At 63.2% G+C, this 16,853-nt stretch carries 15 protein-coding genes and 1 pseudogene; 9 read left to right on the top strand and 7 right to left on the bottom strand.

The window, feature by feature from the left end; all coding sequences use genetic code 11:
• Positions 1-99 precede the first annotated feature (99 nt).
• The 3 genes from panB to panC are packed head-to-tail and all read left to right on the top strand — an operon-like array spanning position 100 to position 2,977.
• Positions 100-918, top strand: coding sequence for a 3-methyl-2-oxobutanoate hydroxymethyltransferase (panB, locus tag KIT02_RS11340; RefSeq protein WP_297577784.1), 819 nt, complete (start codon positions 100-102; stop codon positions 916-918).
• Positions 918-2,126, top strand: a complete 1,209-nt coding sequence (gene coaBC / locus KIT02_RS11335) for a bifunctional phosphopantothenoylcysteine decarboxylase/phosphopantothenate--cysteine ligase CoaBC (protein ID WP_297577783.1) — start codon at positions 918-920, stop codon at positions 2,124-2,126. The genes panB and coaBC overlap by 1 nt, the downstream gene beginning before the upstream one ends.
• A complete protein-coding gene (gene panC, locus KIT02_RS11330; protein ID WP_297577782.1) occupies positions 2,123-2,977 on the top strand; it encodes a pantoate--beta-alanine ligase in 855 nt (284 codons plus the stop codon). Before coaBC ends, panC begins: the two co-directional genes overlap by 4 nt.
• On the opposite strand, the gene KIT02_RS11325 is transcribed toward panC, so the two are convergent.
• On the bottom strand, positions 2,957-3,358 hold the full coding sequence (locus tag KIT02_RS11325) for a YciI family protein (RefSeq protein WP_297577781.1): 402 nt from the start codon (positions 3,356-3,358) through the stop codon (positions 2,957-2,959). The two genes, panC and KIT02_RS11325, sit on opposite strands and share 21 nt — an antisense overlap.
• Positions 3,359-3,436: 78 nt before the next feature.
• A complete protein-coding gene (locus KIT02_RS11320; protein ID WP_297577780.1) occupies positions 3,437-4,306 on the bottom strand; it encodes an EamA family transporter in 870 nt (289 codons plus the stop codon).
• Between the two features lie 148 nt (positions 4,307-4,454).
• Between KIT02_RS11320 and KIT02_RS11315 the strand changes: the two genes are divergently transcribed.
• The 5 genes and pseudogenes from KIT02_RS11315 (at position 4,455) to KIT02_RS11295 (ending at position 10,230) form a co-directional block, all read left to right on the top strand.
• A complete protein-coding gene (locus KIT02_RS11315; protein ID WP_297577779.1) occupies positions 4,455-5,516 on the top strand; it encodes an aldo/keto reductase in 1,062 nt (353 codons plus the stop codon).
• Between the two features lies 1 nt (position 5,517).
• Positions 5,518-6,192, top strand: coding sequence for a fumarylacetoacetate hydrolase family protein (locus KIT02_RS11310; protein WP_297585248.1), 675 nt, complete (start codon positions 5,518-5,520; stop codon positions 6,190-6,192).
• Positions 6,192-7,283: an AAA family ATPase gene (locus tag KIT02_RS11305; RefSeq protein WP_297577778.1), complete on the top strand. Its 1,092-nt coding sequence runs from the start codon at positions 6,192-6,194 to the stop codon at positions 7,281-7,283. The genes KIT02_RS11310 and KIT02_RS11305 overlap by 1 nt, the downstream gene beginning before the upstream one ends.
• Positions 7,284-7,486: 203 nt before the next feature.
• Positions 7,487-9,247, top strand: a pseudogene (locus tag KIT02_RS11300) (cation:proton antiporter); the annotation flags it as partial.
• A gap of 554 nt (positions 9,248-9,801) precedes the next feature.
• A complete protein-coding gene (locus KIT02_RS11295) occupies positions 9,802-10,230 on the top strand; it encodes an Rrf2 family transcriptional regulator (protein WP_297577777.1) in 429 nt (142 codons plus the stop codon).
• A 7-nt stretch (positions 10,231-10,237) separates the two neighbouring features.
• Here the strand turns inward: KIT02_RS11295 and purU are convergent, their stop codons facing one another.
• The 5 genes from purU to KIT02_RS11270 form a co-directional block, all read right to left on the bottom strand.
• Positions 10,238-11,089 carry a formyltetrahydrofolate deformylase gene (purU, locus tag KIT02_RS11290; RefSeq protein WP_297577776.1) on the bottom strand — a complete coding sequence of 284 codons (852 nt, stop codon included), beginning with the start codon at positions 11,087-11,089 and terminating at the stop codon, positions 10,238-10,240.
• Between the two features lie 354 nt (positions 11,090-11,443).
• Positions 11,444-12,253, bottom strand: coding sequence for an ABC transporter permease subunit (locus KIT02_RS11285; protein ID WP_297577775.1), 810 nt, complete (start codon positions 12,251-12,253; stop codon positions 11,444-11,446).
• A gap of 1 nt (position 12,254) precedes the next feature.
• Positions 12,255-13,205 (bottom strand): ABC transporter permease subunit, encoded by a 951-nt coding sequence (locus KIT02_RS11280; protein ID WP_297577774.1) that lies wholly within the window; start codon positions 13,203-13,205, stop codon positions 12,255-12,257.
• The gene (gene potA / locus KIT02_RS11275; RefSeq protein ID WP_297577773.1) at positions 13,202-14,353 is read right to left on the bottom strand and encodes a polyamine ABC transporter ATP-binding protein; all 1,152 of its coding nucleotides are present in this window, start codon (positions 14,351-14,353) and stop codon (positions 13,202-13,204) included. Before potA ends, KIT02_RS11280 begins: the two co-directional genes overlap by 4 nt.
• Positions 14,354-14,411: 58 nt before the next feature.
• Entirely contained in the window at positions 14,412-15,494 is a 1,083-nt protein-coding gene (locus KIT02_RS11270; protein WP_297577772.1) for a polyamine ABC transporter substrate-binding protein, read from the bottom strand.
• A 436-nt stretch (positions 15,495-15,930) separates the two neighbouring features.
• Between KIT02_RS11270 and KIT02_RS11265 the strand changes: the two genes are divergently transcribed.
• Positions 15,931-16,851 carry a pseudouridine-5'-phosphate glycosidase gene (locus KIT02_RS11265; RefSeq protein WP_297577771.1) on the top strand — a complete coding sequence of 307 codons (921 nt, stop codon included), beginning with the start codon at positions 15,931-15,933 and terminating at the stop codon, positions 16,849-16,851.
• Positions 16,852-16,853: the final 2 nt, after the last annotated feature.

The raw sequence follows: 16,853 nt of genomic DNA, 5'->3' as shown, positions 1-16,853 counted from the left end.
GCATAGCACCAATGAAGGGCTGGTATTGCGGCCCGCCATAGCCTATTTCCCGCGCGAGTACCGGATCGATGCAGATCCGGCCGGGTTGGAGGAATAGCCATGTCGGCCCAGACCCCCGCTAGACGCCTGACAACGCGTGACATTGCCAAAATGCGGCAGCGCGGCGAGGCGATTGCCATGCTCACCGCCTATGATGCCACCATGGCGCGCCTGGTCGAGATGGCCGGCGTCGATGTGATCCTGGTCGGGGACAGTCTCGGCAATGTCGTTCTGGGCCACGAAACCACGCTGCCGGTGACGCTGGACGACATGATCCGCCATGCCGCCGCGGTCAAGCGCGGGTCGGAGCGGGCGCTGCTGGTCTGCGACATGCCGTTCGGATCGGTCACCGATGCCGATGTCGCAGTCGCCAATGCCGTGCGGGTGATGAAGGAAACCGGGGTCGAGGCGGTCAAGGTCGAGGGCGGGCTTGTCGCCGTTCCGGTGGTGGAACGCCTTGTGGCGCAGGGTATCGCTGTGGTCGCCCATATCGGGCTGATGCCGCAGTCCGTGCACCAGATGGGTGGCTATTACATGCATGGCAAGGACGAGGCTTCTGCCGAGCGGCTGCGCAGCGAGGCGCAGGCGCTCGAAAAGGCCGGTGCCTTTGCCATCGTCCTCGAATGCGTCGTGCCTGAGCTCGCCAGCGAGATCACCCATATGCTTTCTATTCCCACCATCGGCATCGGCTCGGGCAAGGATTGTGCGGGCCAGGTGCTGGTGGTCAACGATCTCATCGGGCTCAGCGTCAATCCGCCCCCCAGTTTCGCCCGCCCAAGAGCCGATGTCGCAAGCGTGGTGCGTGCTGCCGTTGGCGACTACGTTGCCGAGACCAAGGCAGAGCGTGGCCCTATTCCGCTGCCGAGGCGGGCTGAGTAATGGCCAATGTGCTGATCGCGATTTCGGGCTCGATCTCGGCCTACAAGATCGCCGATGTGGTGTCCGAACTGGGCAAGGCCGGGCACCAGGTGCAGTGCCTTCTTACGAAAAGCGCCGAGCAATTCGTCAGCCCGCTGGTCCTCGAAACCCTGAGCGGCCGGCCGGCGCGCAGCGCCCTGTTCGGACCGGACGTCTCGGGAACCGAGCATATCGACCTGGCACGGTGGGCCGATCTCTTGGTATTTGCACCGGCCAGCGCCAATATGCTGGCGCGCCTGGCGCTGGGGCTGGCAGATGACCTGCCATCGACCGTGGCCCTGGCCAGCGAGGCGCCGCTGCTGATTGCCCCGGCCATGAATACGGTGATGTGGGACAAGCCCATTGTGCAGCAGCATCTGTCCAGTCTGGTCGCGCGCGGCGCGCAGGTGGTCCCCCCGGCTTCGGGCATCCTGGCCTGTGGCGAGGTCGGTATGGGCAAGCTGGCGGCTGTTGGCGACATCGTTCTCGCCATCGAAAACGCCTTGCTCCCGGCGCGGCAGGACCTTGCCGGGCAGCGCATTCTGGTCACCGCTGGCCCGACAACCACGGCGATCGATGCCGTGCGCTATATCACCAATCATTCGACGGGGCGGATGGGCGCGGCCATGGCCGAGGAAGCGCTGCGGCGCGGTGCGGTGGTGGACTATGTGCTGGGTGTCGACAAGGGCGTGGTGCGGCCGCAACCGCCACGCGGTTCCGAAAACCGGTTGCACCTTGTCGAGGTGCGCACGGCCGAGGAAATGGCCGCTGCGGCACTCGAGCGGCTGCCGGCTGCTTCGGGAGTCGTCGCCACGGCGGCGGTGATGGACTATTCGGTTGCGACCCCATCGGTGAGCAAGCTCAAGCGCGCCTCGGCGGACATTGCCCTTGATCTCGTCCCCTCGACTGACGTGCTGGGTGCCTTGCGCCAGGCCGCAAACGGACAATGGTTTCTTGGCTTTGCGGCCGAAACCGACGTTGTCGAGCGCCATGGCGCAGGCAAGCTGCAGGCCAAGGGGCTGGACTTTCTCTTTGCCAACGAAGTCAGCAGGCTCGGGGCTGAAGGGCAGACCGGCTTTGCCGTTGGCACCAATGCTGGGGTGCTTCTGGGCGCCAGGGGCGAGCGCCACGAACTCAGCCTGGGCAGCAAGGCGGACATCGCCCGCCAGATCTGGGATTTGGTGGCATGACGCATATCCTGCGGGACAAGGCGGCCCTCCGATCCTGGCGCGCGGCGCTGCCGCCCGATCGAAGATTGGGCTTCGTGCCGACCATGGGCGCGCTGCATGACGGGCATATGAGCCTGATGGTGCAGGCGCGCGCCGCATCAGACGTGGTCATCACCTCGATTTTCGTCAATCCGCTCCAATTTGGTCCCAACGAAGACCTGTCGCGCTATCCCCGGCCGATCGAGGCCGATATTGCTAGGCTAGAAGCGGCGGGCGTGGACGCGCTGTTCCTGCCATCGGTCGAGGACATGTATCCGCAAGGAGCGTCGACCCTGGTCGAGGAGAACCTGGTCTCCCTGCCGCTCTGCGGCGCCGAGCGGCCCGGTCATTTTCGCGGCGTGACTACCGTGGTGCTAAAACTGTTCAACCTGGTGCAACCGCATGTGGCGGTCTTCGGCCAGAAGGATGCGCAGCAATGCGCGGTCATCGAACGCATGGTGCGCGATCTCGACGTGCCGGTGGAAATCAAGCGTGGACCCATTGTGCGCGAGGCCGACGGACTGGCCCTGAGTTCGCGCAATATCTATCTGTCGGCAGAAGACCGGGCCGCAGCGCCGCTGATCTTTGAGAGCCTCAAGACGGCCGAGAAGGCTTTTGGTGCCGGAGAGCGCGATTCGGCGACCCTGGCCGCTATCGGACAGGACGTTCTGGCCCGCTCCGGGCGCATCAAGCCGCAATATTGGGAGGTTCGTGACCCGGAGAGCCTGGGCGCCATTGCCACCGTTGGAGCGCGCGGCGCGCTTCTGGCGGTGGCCGCCCATCTGGGGACCACGCGCCTCATCGACAATCTGTTACTCGGCGGCGACGCCTAGCATTTCCGTCTTGCTGAGCTTGTTGTCGCCGAAATAGCGCAGCGGTCGGATCTCATAAGAGCCGGTGCCGGGGTTTGCCGCGGCAAGATCGCGGGCAAAGTTCAGGGCCTCGTCCATGCTGGCACAGTCGGCGACGTAAAAGCCGAGAAACTGTTCCTTGGTTTCGGCGAACGGCCCGTCGAAGACAACAGGATCGCCACTAGTCTTGCGCAGGGTCTTGGCCTCGTCCGTGTTCCAGAGGCGCACCACCGGGCCGAGCCTGCCCTGAGCGCTCATGCCGGACTGGACGTCCATGAGGCGCTCCATGCAGGCCTGGTCTTCCTGCGGGGTCCAGGTCGACACGACATTTTCTTCATTATAGCAGAGAATTGCGTAGAGCATGGGCTCCTCCTCACGCGGTTGAGAGCGACTATGCCAAGCCCGCCTGGCGATGCCAAGCCCGCGCGATCCGGCGCAGGTTCAGGCGACAGGTGGCGGCTTCTGCCGCGCAATGGTCAGCGTAGCACCGATTGATGCCAGCATGATGGCAGCCATGCCCAGCAATTGAAGCGGGGCGATGGTTTCACCAAGAATGACGAGGCCCGAAACCGCCGCCAGCGCCGGCTGCCCGGACATGAGAATGCCGAACAGCCGCGCAGGAATCTGGGGCAGCGCTACCATGTCGAGGGCATAAGGGATGGCGCTGGAGAGTAGGGCCACCGCGAGGCCGAGAGGCAGAATAGCCGGATCAATCAGCGCAGCGCCGGCCGTTGCGGCGCCGAAGGGCAGGGCGATGACGGCGGCCGTGGCGACGCCGAGGGCCGCAATGTGTGGACCTCCGCCCATGCCCGCGCGTTGCCCGAAGACGATGTAGCCGGCCCAGCAGCCACCGGCACAAAGGGCGAGAAAAACGCCGATGGGAGCGATGTCGGCCTGGCCGTTCGCGGCCCAGGGCAGAAGGGCCGCAAAGCCGGTGACGGCGAGGATGATCCAGACGACGTCGAGGGGCCGGCGTGCACCGAACAGGGCGACCGCCAGCGGGCCGGTGAATTCGAGAGCGACGGCGATGCCGAGAGGAATGTGTTCGAGGGCGGCGTAGAAGAAAAGGTTCATCGCGCCCATGGCCGCACCGTAGAGCAGCACGGCCCGCCACTGGCTGCGGCCGAGCCTGTAACGCCAGGGCCGGAAGGCAAAGACCAGGACGAGCGCCGCAAGGGTCAGACGCAAAGCGGTGGCGCCCTGGGCCCCAACGATGGGGAAGAGCATCTTGGCAAAGCTGGCGCCGGTCTGGGTAAAGACCATGCCCAGGGTCACCAGCAGGACGGATATCATGACGGGATGCTGTCGCAATTGGCTCTCGTTGTTGCTGTGCAGAACGGCATAGCAGGCCGTTCATCGGCCGTCATGGATAGACGTCCGCTCCTTGCGGGCGGTCAGCATGATTGACCGCGAACACCGAATTCTTTAGCCCTTGAGCGCGGAACAAAGGAGGAATCTCATGGAATACCGTTATCTCGGCCGATCGGGGCTGAAAGTGTCGGTCCTGACCATGGGCACCATGACCTTTGGCGGTAGCGAGAAGATCGGCAATACGGGCCTTGTCGATGCGGCGCGGCAAGTGGACATGTGCCTGGAGGCCGGTATCAACCTCTACGATACGGCCAATGTCTATAATGCCGGCGTGTCCGAAGAGATGCTGGGTGCGGTCCTGGCCGAGAACGGCCGGCGGCAAAATGCGCTCGTGGCGACCAAGGTGCGCTTCAAGATGGGGAATGGTCCAAACGAAATCGGACTGTCCCGTCACCACATCATGGAACAGGCCGAGGCCAGCCTCCGGCGCCTCAAGACCGACGTGATCGATCTCTACCAGGTGCATGAATGGGACGGCATGACGCCGATCGAGGAGACCATGACCGCTCTCGACGATCTCGTGCGCCAGGGCAAGGTGCGCTATGTCGGCTGCTCGAATTATTCGGGCTGGCACATCGCCAAGGCGCTGATGGCGGCCGGTGAGCGCGGCGGTACCCGCTTTATTTCGCAGCAAATCCACTATTCACTGCACAGCCGGGACGCAGAATATGAACTGATCCCCATTGGGCAGGATCAGGGCCTTGGCGTCCTCATCTGGTCGCCGCTGGCTGGCGGGCTGCTTTCGGGAAAATATCGGCGCGGCGGCGATCCGGACAGCGGCCGGCATGTCGGGGGCTTCCGGGAGCCGCCGGTCTATGACTGGAACAGGCTCTACGACATCATTGATACCATCGTTTCAATCGCCGAGGCCCGCAAAGTTTCCGGTGCTCAGGTGGCGCTGTCCTGGCTGCTGGGGCGCCCGGGGGTGACCTCAGCGATCATTGGCGGGCGCAATGAGCGCCAGTTCTCCGACAATATCGCGGCAGCAGACTTCAAGCTGAGTGCCGACGACCGGGCGCAACTGGACGCTGTCAGCCAACCGCCGTTGCTCTATCCCTATTGGCACCAGTCCTTCACAGCGCAGGACCGGTTGAGCGGCGTGGATCTCGACCTCATTGCGCCCTATGCGAAGGATTTCAAGCGTGGCTGATCTGGTTCTTCCGGCCCCTCTGCCAGTCCTCGTTCCCGTCAGCGGTGGCGGCGTGTTTCCGGTGCGACGCATCTACTGTGTCGGCCGCAACTATGCCGAGCATGCGCGCGAGATGGGCCATGACGACCGCGAGCCGCCCTTTTTCTTCGACAAGCCCGCCGATGCGATTCTGACCGGTGGTGCCGCCATGCCCTATCCGACCCAGACGTACGACCTGCACCACGAAATCGAGCTGGTGGTCGCCATCGGCCGTGATGGCGCAGACATCGGCGAAGGCGAGGCGCTGGATCATGTCTTCGGATATGCTGCAGGGCTCGACATGACCCGCAGGGATCTGCAGGCCGAGGCCAAGAAGGCCGGCAGGCCATGGACCTTTGCCAAAGGATTCGACCATTCGGCGCCGTTGGGAGACATCGCGCCGGCCGCGCAGATTGGCCATCCGAGTGCTGGCACCATCACGCTGACGGTCAATGGCGTACTGCGCCAGACCGGAGACCTGGCCGATCAGATCTGGAGCCCGGCCGAAGCCATCGCCTTTCTCAGCCGCCACGTCCGGCTCAAGGCCGGTGACCTGATCATGACGGGTACGCCGGCAGGTGTCGCGGCGGTGCAGCGGGGCGACAGGCTCGAAGGGGTCATTGCCGGGGTGGGCACTGTGTCCACGACCATCAGCTGATGGCGCCGGTCTGGTCGACACAGCAGGATGCGGCACTCGTCGCGGTCAGCGCCTGGCTCAAGGATCGCAATGGGCCGCAGGTCTTCCGCCTGTTCGGCTGGGCCGGGACCGGTAAATCCACGCTGGCGGTGCACCTGGCGCAGGATGTGCGCAACGTCAAATATGCCGCCTTCACCGGCAAGGCGGCGATGGTCATGCGCAAGCGCGGCTGCAAGGGTGCGCAAACCATCCATAGTCTCATCTATACGCTGGTTTCCGAAAAGGAGGGCGAACCGCGTTTCGTGCTCGACCCGGAAAGCCCGGCTGCCGATGCCGATCTCATCGTCATCGACGAGGTCTCGATGGTCGACGAGACGCTGGGAGCCGACTTGCTGTCGTTCGGCGTCAAGGTTCTGGTGCTGGGCGACCCGTTCCAACTGCCGCCCGTGCAGGGAGCCGGGTTCTTCATCAACGAAGACCCCGACATCATGCTCACCGAAATCCATCGCCAGGCGGCAGACAATCCAATCATCCAATTGTCCATGGCGGTCCGCGAAGGCGGGTTTCTCGAGCGCGGCACCTATGGGGACAGCGTCGTCATCGGCCGCGATACCGTCGACCGCGATGCGGTCATGGTTGCCGATCAGGTGCTGGTGGGCCGCAACAAGACGCGGCTGACCTACAATGACCGGCTGCGCGAATTGCGCGGTCTGCCATTCCACGAGCCAGTGGTCGGCGACCGCATGGTCTGTCTCAGGAACAACCCGCGCAAGCGCCTGCTGAACGGCCAGATCTGGATCGTCACGGACGCGACGCGGCGCACCAACGGCAAGTGGAGCCTGTTGCTGGCCGACGATGAGGGCAAGGGTGAAGCGCGCGTCCTGACACACAAGGCGTTCTTCTCGGGCGAGGAGGAAACCATGAGCTGGCCGGAACGCCGGCAGTTCGATGAATTCACCTTTGGCTATTGCCTCACGGTCCATAAGGCGCAGGGCAGCCAATGGGACAATGTCTACCTGTTCGACGAGAGTTTCGTTTTCCGCGAGGAGCGGGCGCGCTGGCTCTATACCGGCATCACCCGGGCCGCCGAACGGATCACGATCGTGTGTTAGCCGCCTCTGGCGGGCACTGAACCGCGCCAGGGTCGCACTTGGCCATTGTTCAGACAAACTTGACCTGATTTATAGAGCTTAGCGTCAATCACCTGCGCCAAATGGCTGATATGTCATCTGGTTTGGGCGCTTGCGCGCACCGGATGATTCCCCCATCCTGCTCATCGACTTTTCCATGATCCCGAACGGCTACGGAGGCGCCAATGCACCATGACACCCCCCTGATCTCAACGATCGTCGCGGGTCTGGTGCTGGCCTATATCTTCGGCATGATAGCCAACCGGTTCAAGATGCCTCCATTGGTGGGGTATCTGTTTGCCGGTATTCTTGCAGGTCCCTATACGCCCGGCTTCGTGGCCGATCTGGAACTCGGCGCCGAGTTGGCCGAGCTCGGGGTTATCCTTTTGATGTTCGGCGTGGGCCTGCATTTCTCGCTCAAGGACCTGATGAGCGTACGGGCGCTCGCCATTCCGGGCGCCGTGGCGCAGATGGGCGTGGCGACCGCATTGGGGGCGGGCCTCGGCCTGCTGCTGGGTTGGGACCTGGGCGGAAGCATCCTGTTCGGTCTGGCCCTGTCGGTCGCCTCTACAGTGGTTCTTCTTAAAGCGCTTCAGGATCGTCGCCTGATCGAAAGCGAAAAGGGCCGCATCGCCGTTGGCTGGTTGATCGTGGAAGATCTGGCCATGGTCCTGGCACTGGTGCTTGTGCCTGCCATTGCCAGCCTCAACGGCAGCGGCGAGGGCCTGCACGACCCCTTCGTGTCCTTCGTCACGCGTATGCTCGGCATGGAGATCGGGTTGTGGGGCATTCTTGCCCTGACCGTGGTCAAGGTGGCCGCTTTTGTCGGCTTCATGCTGGTTGTCGGGCGCCGGGTTATCCCCTGGGCCCTGCATGTCACCGCCCATACCGGCAGCCGCGAACTGTTCCGGCTGGCCGTTCTGGCCATTGCTCTGGGCGTGGCCATGGGTTCTGCGGCGCTGTTCGGGGTGTCGCTGGCGCTGGGCGCATTCTTTGCCGGCATGATCCTTTCGGAAAGCGAGCTGTCGCATCGTGCGGCCAATGAGACGCTGCCGCTGCGCGACGCTTTTGCGGTGCTGTTCTTCGTGTCGGTGGGCATGTTGTTTGACCCCTCGATCATCGTGACCCAGCCGCTATTGGTGCTGGCAACGGTGTTCATCATCGTCATCGGCAAGTCGCTTGCCGCGCTCGGCATCGTGCTGCTGTTCAAGCGCCCGATGAGTACGGCGCTGATCATCTCAGCCTCGCTGGCGCAGATTGGTGAATTTTCCTTCATCCTGGCCAGCATGGGCGTGGCGCTCGCCATCATGCCACCTGAGGGCCAGGACCTGATCCTGGCCGGTGCGCTGATTTCGATCGTGCTCAACCCAGTGGTGTTCTGGGCAGTGGAAGTGGCCCGGCCGTGGCTCGAACAGCGTTATGGCCACAGGCGGCCCGAGACCGCAGCTGTTCCCAGCGAACCGGTCGAGCCCACCATGGCGGCCGCCGGTCCGGCAGTAACCGACGCCCCAAGCCAGAGTGCCGTCGATCGCGGCGAGCATGGAGCGGATGACGATACGGGCGAGCCCTCGCATCAGACTGGCCACACGGTGCTGGTCGGCTATGGGCAGGTCGGCCGCATCGTCGCTGCCGGCATCAAAGCGGATGGCGGCGGCATCGTGGTCATCGAGGACAGTGACCACGACGTAGCGGCGGCGCGAGCCGAGGGTTTCGAGGTGATTTTTGGCAATGCGGCCAGCGAAGACACGCTGCGTCTGGCCAACCTGCCTGAGGCCACCAGTCTGCTCGTGGCGATCTCCAACGGGTTCGAGGCCGGCTCCGTCTGCGAAAGCGGACGCAAGCTCAATGCGGATATCGCCATCATTGCCCGGGCCTATTCCGAGGAAGAAGAGACCTTCCTGCGCGAATGCGGCGCCTCGACCGTCATTCGCGGCGAGCGCGAGATCGGCAAGGGCATCCTGACCTATCTGCGCAGCGACGATGCCAAGGGCGTCACGATGCCTGAGGAGCCCAAATTGCCGACGGCGGAGAATATCCTCGCCACGGCCGTTGTCGGCGCGGCGATGACCGAGGCTGCCCTCAATCCGGCTCCGGAAGGAGACACTGAAACCGGCGAGACTGGCGCACAGGCCGAGGCTGAGCCGGACATCGTTGCTGAACAAGCCGCAGTTTCGGAGCCCGTCGAGGAGGTCGAGGCTCCCGTAGCCGAAGCGCCCGCTGAGGTGGTCGAGAACGGCGCAGATGCGTCACCGGCTCCCGATGACGTCGTGGATGCGGACACGCCTTCGATCGGCGAGCCACCAGCGGAGATTGACGAGATCGCCCCAGTTCCGGCAGAAGAGGCCCCAGCATCGCCGGAGAACGCGAGCCAGGAGGCGGAGACAGAACCGTCACCGGCCGAGGAGAGCTCTGGGGGCGACGAGGAACCGGAGGCGGACGAGACCGTGCCGCCCGTGGAGCCGGAACCGAAAGGCTAGCCGGCACCCAGGAAGGGGGGGACATGATCTCGCAGAAAGCCAAGTATGCCCTGCGGGCGCTCGTGTCCCTCGCTCGGGCGGGACGTGGCGAAAGCAGGATGATCGGCGAGATCTCCCGCGAGCAGGCCATCCCCAAAAAATTTCTCGAACAGATCCTGCTCGAGCTCAAGCGGGCCGGTTTCGTCGCCAGCCGCCGCGGCCGCATGGGGGGCTATATCCTGCTCAAGGCGCCCGAGGAAATCATGTATGGCGAAGTGCTGCGGTTGATCGACGGGCCGATCGCGCCGCTTCCCTGCCTGTCCAAGATTGCCTATCGCCGGTGCGACGACTGCCAGGACGAGGCCGCTTGCGAAATTCGCCATGTGTTCGAGCGGGTCACCCTGGCGACCCGCGCGGTTCTGGACCAGACCAGCCTGGCCGCTTCACTCAAACTCGATGACCTGCCGGTCTGAGCCTGCTTTAGCCGAAGACCACCGTCTTCTTACCATTGAGCATGACGCGGCTTTCGAGGTGCAGCTTGACGGCGCGCGCCAGGACCCGGCTTTCGATGTCGCGCCCTGCCGCAACCAGGTCTTCCGGGCTCATGGCATGGGTGACGCGGGCCGTTTCCTGCTCAATGATTGGGCCTTCATCCAGGTCTGGGGTCACGTAATGGGCCGTTGCGCCGATGATCTTGACGCCGCGCTCATGGGCCTGGTGGTAGGGCTTGGCGCCCTTGAAGCTGGGGAGGAAGGAGTGATGGATATTGATCACCTGCCCGAACAGCCGGGTCGACAGATTGTCGGACAGAACCTGCATGTATCGCGCCAGGACCACGAGATCGGCGCCGCTCTGGCGTACGATATCGAATATCTGGGCTTCCTGTTGGGGCTTGGTGTCGCGGGTGACCGGCAGATGGTGGAACGGGATGCCGGCATCCTCGGCAGTCTTGCGGGCGTCCTCATGGTTCGAGACGATGGCCGCCACATCAGCATCAAGCCATCCAACCCTGATCTGATAGAGCAGGTGCAGGAGCGTGTGGTCGAACTTTGAAACGAGGATAACGATGCGCTTGCGGTGCGCGTCTTCCGATAGCGCGGTCTTCATGTCGAAGCGCTCGATTGGTGCCTTGAGGGCCTTCTCGATGGCCTCGCGACCCAATCCATCCGGCGCCGCAAAGGCCAGGCGCATGAAGAAGCGGCCCGTCTCCCGATCCCAGAACTGGTTGCTCTCGGCAATATTGGCCTCAAGCGCGGCAAGCTCGGTGGTGATCGCGGCAACGATCCCGGGGCGATCGGCACAGGACAGGGTGAGGACGAAGTTGGCCGGCACTTGGTATCTCCAGAAGAAAACTGGTCGGCCAGCGGTATCAATGGCTTATTGCCATCCGTCAAGCCTCGGTGCGATTGGCGGGCGGCAGAAACAGAAAAGGGCCGCCCTTGCGGACGGCCCTTCCTGAGCTTATCGGCCTCGAGGGCCGGGAGGCGTGTGCGTTCTAGCCGAGATCACTCCCAACCATCACACGAAAACCCAGACCTTCCTCGAGAGCCAAAACCTCAAAAGACACTGGACCACCTCCTTTCAGCTGTTGAACATGAGGCAGAGTGTGCGCCTGATTTGCAGACCTGTAAAGTCATGGACCAGTCACAAAACCGGTGAGACGTTCTGAGCCTGTCGGGAAAGGCCCTAGGCAGGGGCTTTCCGGGGTTTTGAGCGCAGCTGGATGATGGTCGCGGCGAGAACGCCCAATGCCACGATGCCGATAATGATCGTGGCCAGCGCATTGACGTCCGGGGAGACGCCGAGGCGGACCTTGGAGAAGATCACCATCGGCAGGGTCGACGAGCCCGGCCCCGAAACGAAGCTGGCAATAACCAGGTCGTCGAGCGACAAGGTGAAGCCAAGCAGCCATCCCGAAATCAGTGCCGGGGCGATGATGGGCAGCGTGATGTCGAAAAATGTGCGGACGGGGCTGGCGCCGAGGTCCATGGCCGCCTCTTCAAGGCTGCGATCGAAATCGGACAGGCGCGACTGCACAACCACGGCGACATAGGCGGTGCAGAAGGTGGCATGGGCGATGACAATGGTGAGGATGCCGCGGCCCTGCGGCCAGCCAAGCATGGATTCCATGGCCACGAACAGCAGCAACAGCGACAGGCCGGTGATGACATCGGGCATGACCAGGGGAGCCGAGACCATGCCGGAAAACAGCGTGCGACCCCGAAAACGGCGGAAGCGAACCAAAGCCACGGCTGCCAGGGTCCCCAGGACCAGGGCGATGGTGGCGGCAAGGGCGGCGATCTGCAGGCTCAGCAGGGCGGCCGAGAGCATCTGTGGATCGCGGAACAACTCGCCATACCACTTGAACGAGAAGCCCTGCCAGACCGTCACCAGCCGGCTCTCGTTGAAGGAAAAGATCACGAGGCTAACGATGGGGGCGTAGAGGAAGGAGAAGCCGAGGGCGGCGGCGATGGGCAGGAACCAGCCTTTGCGCATGTTACTTCTCCACCACCGCGCCCTGGGCGCGTTGCAAGAGCATGATCGGGACCACCACCACGACCAGCATGGCGCAGGCGACGGCGGCGGCACGTGGCCAGTTGGTATTGGTGAAGAACTCGTCCCACAGCACCCGGCCAATCATCAGCGTTTCGGGGCCGCCCAGAAGGGACGGAATGACGAACTCGCCGATGGCGGGGATGAAGACCAGCATTGACCCGGCAATGATGCCCGGCAGGGAAAGCGGCAGGGTGACGAACAGGAAAGTATGGATCGGCCGGGCACCCAGGTCTGCCGAGGCCTCGAACAGGGAAACGTCTAGTTTGACCAGGGTGGTATAGAGCGGCAGGATCATGAAGGGCAGATAGGTATAGACGATGCCGACATAGACGGCGAAATCGGTCTGCATCATCACCAGCGGTTCGATGCCGAACAGACCGAGAAACTGGTTGATGACACCGTTGCCGCGCATGAACCCGGTGAGCGCATAGACCCGCAGCAGGAACGAGGTGAAGAAGGGCAGGATCACCAGCATCAGCAGGATATTGCGCCAGCGATCGGGTGCGCGGGCAATGGCATAGGCCATTGGATAGCCCACGAGAAGGGTGATGAGCGTCGCAATGGCGGCGATGCGGATGGACGAGAGATAAGCCGCGACATAGAGGTTGTCGGTGAACAGGCGCAGGTAGTTGGACAGGTGCAGGGTGAGCTGCACCATGCCGTCCTCAGTCGTGACCAAGGGCGAATAGGGTGGGCGGCCGAACTGTTTGGTGGCCAGCGAAATGCCGAAGACGACCGCAAGCGGGATGAGGAAGAACACCAGAAGCCAGAGCACCGGCGCGGCCAGAACCAGCATACGGCCGGTAATGCCGACGCGGGCCAGGCCGCGCTCGACCGTGGTCCAGGGTTTGAGGCGCCGGGGCGGAGGAATGGTGGGGTCGCGGGCGGTCATACCGTCAGCACCGAGCCGGCGGTGTCATCCCAGCTGATATGGACCTGTTCCTCCCAGGTGATCGCATCGGGCTTGCCGCGCACCGAATTGGTCTGGCTGACGCGGATGCGCTTTCCGCTTTCAAGGGCGATCTGATAGACGGAAATATCGCCCAGATAGGCGATTTCCTCCACCGTGCCGGTGGTGACATTGGCGCCGTTCCGGCCTGCCGGCTTTTCGCGGCTGAGTGCCATCTTTTCGGGGCGGATGGCCCACCAGAGGGTCTGTTCGGGGGCGCAGTCGACGCCGTGGGCGACATAGATGTCGCAGCCCAGTTCGGCCGAGCGAATCCGGACATGGTCGGGCTCGTCTTCGGTGACGACACCCTCCACCATGTTGACCGAGCCGATAAAGCCGGCGACGAAGCGGGAATTGGGGAATTCATAGATATCGGTGGGCTCGCCGATCATGGCGATCTCGCCCTGGTTCATGACACCGATGCGGGTCGCCAGGGTCATCGCCTCCTCCTGGTCGTGGGTCACGACGATGAAGGTAACACCCAGTTGCTCCTGGATCTTGACCAGTTCGAACTGGGTTTCCTCGCGCAGCTTCTTGTCGAGCGCGCCCAGAGGTTCATCGAGGAGCAGAAGCTTGGGGCGTTTGGCCAGGGCACGAGCGAGCGCCACGCGCTGGCGCTGGCCGCCGGACAACTGGTGGGGCTTGCGCTTGCCATAATCCTGGAGCTTGACCAGGGAGAGGAGCTCGGCAACGCGGGCGGCGATCTCGGCGCGCGGCAGGTGGTCGCGCTTGAGGCCATAGGCAATGTTCTGTTCCACACTCATATGCGGGAACAGCGCATAGGACTGGAACATCATGTTGACCGGCCGGCTGTAGGGCGGCACGTCGGTCATGTCCTGCCCATCGATTTCGATGGTGCCCGAGGTCGGCTGCTCAAAGCCGGCCAGCATCCGCAGAAGTGTGGATTTCCCCGATCCGGAGCCGCCCAAAAGGCAGAACAGTTCAGAGCGGTAGATGTCGAGCGATACCTCGTGCACTGCCGAGACATCGCCGAATTTCTTGGAGACGTTGCGGATGCGCACAAAGGGCTTGTGATTGGCCGTGTCGCGCCAGGGGCGGGTGTCGATGGCGAGTTGGGGCTTTTTGGCCATGTGCGCTCTCTAGCAGAAAGTGGGGGGCGGCCCGGTGTCCGCCCCCTGGAAAACCAGTTTACTGACCGGTTTTGATGCGGGTCCAGGTGCGGGTCAAGACTTCTTCATAGTCCGGCGAATGCGCCTGCATCACGAAGGCCTTGGCGATGGTCTCGGCGGGCGGATAGATGCCCGGATTGGACTTCACTTCCTCGTCCACGAACTCCAGAGCCGGCAGGTTGGGGTTGGCGTAATAGACGTAGTTGGTGATCGCGGCCACAACCTCGGGCTCGAGGATGTAATTGATGAAGGCATGGGCATTTTCCGGATGCGGGGCATCGGCGGGAATGGCCAGGAAGTCGAAGAGCGTCGCTGCCCCTTCCTTGGGGATCAGATACTGCACTTCAACGCCTTCGGCGGCATTGTCGGAGGCGATGAAGATATCACCCGAATAGCCCAGTGCCAGGCAGATTTCGCCATTGCCCAGGTCATCGATATATTGCGAGGAGTGGAAATAGCGCAGCGAGGGCTTGATGGAGGTCATCAGTTCCTCGGCCTTGGCCAGGTCTTCCTCGCTTTCCGAATTGGGATCGAGTCCGAGATAGTGCAGGGCAATGCCCATGACCTCAGAGGGGCTGTCGAGCACGGCAACACCGCAACCGGCCAGTTTTTCGACCACTTCGGGCTTGAACAGCAGATCCCAGCTTTCGAGGTCCGCATCCGGCCCCAATGCTTCGGTGACCTTGGCGACATTGTAGCCCAGGCCGATCGTGTTGATCATATAGGGCACGGCATGGGCATTGTCGGGATCCTGGGCGGTGGCGGTGGCCATGACGGCAGGATCCAGATTGCCCAGATTGGTCAGCTTGGACTTGTCGAGCGGCAGGATGAGACCGGCCTTGATCTGGCGTTCGAGGAAGTTGCCGGAGGGTACGACAATGTCGTAGCCGGAATTGCCGGCCAGGAGCTTGGCGTCGACGATCTCGTTATTGTCGTAAACGTCGTAATTGACCTTGATGCCGGTCTCCGCCTCGAAATTGGCGATGGTGTCCTCGGCAATGTAGTCGGACCAGTTATAGACGTTGAGGACCGCTTCTTCCTGCGCGAAAGCTGGGCTTGCGACCAGGAGGGCGCCCAGGGCAATGGCGAGCGACTTGTTCATGGGATTGGCTCCTATCGGGACCGTGGTGGAGGCGAATGGCGTCCGAAGGACGGCCGGTTTGACGCAGAAGCGCCTTCTTCCGCGGAAAGAGCCGCGGCTCATCCCCGGGGGCTCATCTTTGAGAACCCGGAATGACAAAAACTGAAACTTGGAATCGTGCCCCGAAGGCGCGCCACGGGGCGGTCCGGACATTCGCTGCAAATGGCCCCGATCGGGGCGTGTATCGCGACGCGAAGAGCGCGCCGTCAATGCTTGGCGAAATCAGCGAAGTGCCCTTTCCTTCGGCGAAGTACCGGCAAATTATCGAGAAAAGACGGGGTCGACAAGCCATAGTTGGGGACGCGGGCAGCGGGCTTGACCGCGGGTGGAACGAGAGCGCAAATGCGCATCAAATCGGCCGGGTGAAGCACCGGCCGCCCGTATTGTGGAGCCGTGCATGTCTCGAAATGACGTTCTATCTCTTTCGCCTGAAGTCGCCGAGGCGCTGGCAGCCGGCCGAGCTGTCGTCGCGTTGGAATCGACGATCATCACGCATGGCATGCCCTATCCGCAGAACCTGAGCATGGCGCGCGAGGTCGAGGACGTGGTGCGCCAGACCGGCGCAGTGCCCGCGACCACTGCCATCATGGACGGAGTCCTGCGCGTGGGGCTGACCGATGCGGACCTGGAGAAACTCGCCGAGGTCGGTCTGGCTGCCGCCAAAGCGAGCCGGCGCGATGTGGCGGCCCTTCTGGCAGGAAGGGCGGTGGCCGGCACGACGGTTGCGACGACCATGCAGATTGCTGCCATGGCGGGCATCAAGGTTTTTGCTACCGGTGGTATTGGCGGGGTGCATCGGGGTGCTGAAGCGAGCTTTGACATCTCCGCCGATCTCGAGGAGCTGGGGCGCACGCCGGTCGCAGTGGTTTGCGCTGGGGCAAAGTCGATTCTCGACATCGCCAAGACCCTGGAAGTGCTCGAAACCAACGGCGTGCCGGTGCTGGGGTTTGGCACTGATGACTTCCCGGCCTTCTGGGCGCGTGAAAGTGGCTTTGGCGTCGATCACCGGTTCGATACGGCCGCAGCTGTCGCGGGGATGCTCAATATCCAGTTCGGGCTCGACATGGGCGGGGTCTTGATTGCCAATCCGATCCCAGAAAGCCACGCCTGGGAGCCCAGCGCTATCGAGCGCTATATCAACCAAGCGCTCGCCGATGCCGAGGCCCAGGGCATTTCGGGCAAGGCCACCACGCCCTACCTGCTCAAGCGCATTTTCGAGCTGACCGAGGGCAGGTCGTTGGTGTCCAATATCGCGCTGGTCAAGAACAATGCGCAGGTGGCCGGCGACATTGCCGTGGCCCTGGCGGCGCGCGCCTAAGC

Source organism: Devosia sp., from assembly GCF_025809055.1.
In the GTDB taxonomy this organism is placed as follows: Bacteria; Pseudomonadota; Alphaproteobacteria; order Rhizobiales; family Devosiaceae; genus Devosia.
The sequence above is the reverse complement of the archived record's forward strand: the minus strand, read 5'-3'. Positions and strand labels throughout refer to the sequence as shown.

Excerpts from the sequence above, each read along its gene's own strand:
- KIT02_RS11270 (WP_297577772.1), bottom strand. The coding sequence starts at position 15,494 with ATGAACAAGTCGCTCGCCATTGCCCTGGGCGCCCTCCTGGTCGCAAGC.
- KIT02_RS11265 (WP_297577771.1), top strand. The coding sequence starts at position 15,931 with ATGTCTCGAAATGACGTTCTATCTCTTTCGCCTGAAGTCGCCGAGGCG.
- potA (WP_297577773.1), bottom strand. The coding sequence starts at position 14,353 with ATGGCCAAAAAGCCCCAACTCGCCATCGACACCCGCCCCTGGCGCGAC.
- KIT02_RS11280 (WP_297577774.1), bottom strand. The coding sequence starts at position 13,205 with ATGACCGCCCGCGACCCCACCATTCCTCCGCCCCGGCGCCTCAAACCC.
- KIT02_RS11315 (WP_297577779.1), top strand. The coding sequence starts at position 4,455 with ATGGAATACCGTTATCTCGGCCGATCGGGGCTGAAAGTGTCGGTCCTG.
- KIT02_RS11295 (WP_297577777.1), top strand. The coding sequence starts at position 9,802 with ATGATCTCGCAGAAAGCCAAGTATGCCCTGCGGGCGCTCGTGTCCCTC.
- panB (WP_297577784.1), top strand. The coding sequence starts at position 100 with ATGTCGGCCCAGACCCCCGCTAGACGCCTGACAACGCGTGACATTGCC.
- panC (WP_297577782.1), top strand. The coding sequence starts at position 2,123 with ATGACGCATATCCTGCGGGACAAGGCGGCCCTCCGATCCTGGCGCGCG.
- KIT02_RS11325 (WP_297577781.1), bottom strand. The coding sequence starts at position 3,358 with ATGCTCTACGCAATTCTCTGCTATAATGAAGAAAATGTCGTGTCGACC.
- KIT02_RS11305 (WP_297577778.1), top strand. The coding sequence starts at position 6,192 with ATGGCGCCGGTCTGGTCGACACAGCAGGATGCGGCACTCGTCGCGGTC.
- coaBC (WP_297577783.1), top strand. The coding sequence starts at position 918 with ATGGCCAATGTGCTGATCGCGATTTCGGGCTCGATCTCGGCCTACAAG.
- KIT02_RS11285 (WP_297577775.1), bottom strand. The coding sequence starts at position 12,253 with ATGCGCAAAGGCTGGTTCCTGCCCATCGCCGCCGCCCTCGGCTTCTCC.